Source organism: Hydrogenophaga sp. Root209 (assembly GCF_001428625.1).
Classification (GTDB): Bacteria; Pseudomonadota; Gammaproteobacteria; order Burkholderiales; family Burkholderiaceae_C; genus Hydrogenophaga.
The window spans coordinates 1-1,643 of the sequence record NZ_LMIE01000024.1 but is presented as its reverse complement, the minus strand read 5'-3'; the positions used below and the strand labels follow the sequence as shown (position 1 = coordinate 1,643).

The following is a 1,643-nucleotide window of genomic DNA, read 5'->3' as shown; positions in this document are numbered from 1 at the left end:
ATCCAAAGGTCATCATGGGTTTTGTGTTGGTGTGTGTTTGATTTTTATTAGGAGACAACGAAATGAAACTGCGAAATCTGGTTCTGACTGTGTGCGCCGTTTGTGCGGGCCTTTCGGCAGCACTGGTGACGCCGAGCGCCATGGCGCAAAGCAACGAACAGTATTTCCCCGTGCTTTCCTACCGCACCGGCGCCTACGGCGCCAACGGCGCCCAGTTTGCCAACGGCTACGTGGACTACCTCAAGCTGGTCAACGAGCGCGGCGGCATCAACGGCGTGAAAGTGTCGTTTGAAGAGTGCGAAACCGGCTACGCCACCGACCGCGGCGTGGAGTGCTACGAGCGCCTCAAGGGCAAGAACGGTGGCGCCACCGTGTTCCACCCCTTGTCCACCGGCATCACGCTGGCCTTGACGGAAAAGGTGAGCGTCGACAAGATTCCATTGATCACCTCCGGTTATGGCATCAGTGAAAGCCAGGATGGCGGTAGTTTCAAGTGGAACTTCCCCATCGCAGGTCACTACTGGACCGCAGCCGACATGCTGATCCAGCATCTGGCGAAGAAGGAAGGTGGCTTTGACAAACTCAAGGGCAAGAAGATCGCCCACGTCTACCACGACAGCCCGTACGGCAAGGAACCCATCGCCATCTTGCAGGAACGCAGCCGCATGCACGGTTTCGAACTGCTGCTCATGCCGGTGGCACACCCGGGCGTGGAGCAGAAGTCCACCTGGCTGCAGATCCGACGTGACCGCCCGGACTACGTGATCCTGTGGGGATGGGGCGTGATGAACTCGGCAGCCTTGAAGGAAGCCCAGGCCACGGGCTACCCGCGCGAGAAGATGTATGGCAACTGGTGGGCAGCCTCGGAGCCCGACGTTCAGGACGTGGGCGACGGCGCCAAGGGCTACAACGGTCTGGCGTTCCAACACGGAGCGCACCACGAGGCCAAGGTTTCTCAGGAGATGTTGACAAAGCTGTACGCCGCCAACAAGGGTACGGGACCCAAGGAGCAGGTTGGCAATGTGCTGTACATGCGTGGTGCCATCGCAGCCATGCTCAGCGTTGAAGGTGTGCGCGCAGCGCAAGAGCGTTTCGGCAAGGGCAAGGTCATGACGGGTGAGCAGGCCCGCTGGGGCTACGAGAACCTGAACCTCACGCAAGCCAAGCTCGACGCGCTGGGGTTCAAGGACGTGATGCGCCCGATCTCCACCAGCTGCCAGGACCACATGGGCACTTCGTGGGCCCGCGTGCACACCTGGGATGGCAAGAAGTGGAATTTCTCGTCCGACTGGTACGAGAGCGACCAGCAAATCATCAAGCCGATGGCGAAAGCGGCTGCTGACAAGTTCGCCGCAACCAAGGGCCTGACTCGTCGGGCGGGTGCGGATTGCCAGAGCTGATCGGAATCACCCCCGCCGCGCTTCGCGCGCCCCCCTCAAAGGGGCGACACCCTGGGGCCGGCCGAGCCGGACCCCCGGTGTCTCTGGGTGAGGACATCTCACTCGCGGCGGGTTCTCCATCGGCAACTGAGGAACACACCATGACAACCCCCAACACCGTCCTCAACGTCAACGGCATCGAGGTCATCTACAACCACGTGATCCTGGTGCTCAAGGGCGTCTCGCTCAACGTGCCCGACCCGA

Annotated in this window: 1 protein-coding gene and 1 pseudogene; both read left to right on the top strand. The window is 61.1% G+C overall.

Features of this window, described 5'->3' with window-relative positions:
- Nucleotides 1-62 precede the first annotated feature (62 nt).
- The gene (locus ASE11_RS13480) at nucleotides 63-1,400 is read left to right on the top strand and encodes an ABC transporter substrate-binding protein (protein WP_056272266.1); all 1,338 of its coding nucleotides are present in this window, start codon (nucleotides 63-65) and stop codon (nucleotides 1,398-1,400) included.
- Between the two features lie 140 nt (nucleotides 1,401-1,540).
- Nucleotides 1,541-1,643, top strand: a pseudogene (locus ASE11_RS25900) (ABC transporter ATP-binding protein); the annotation flags it as partial.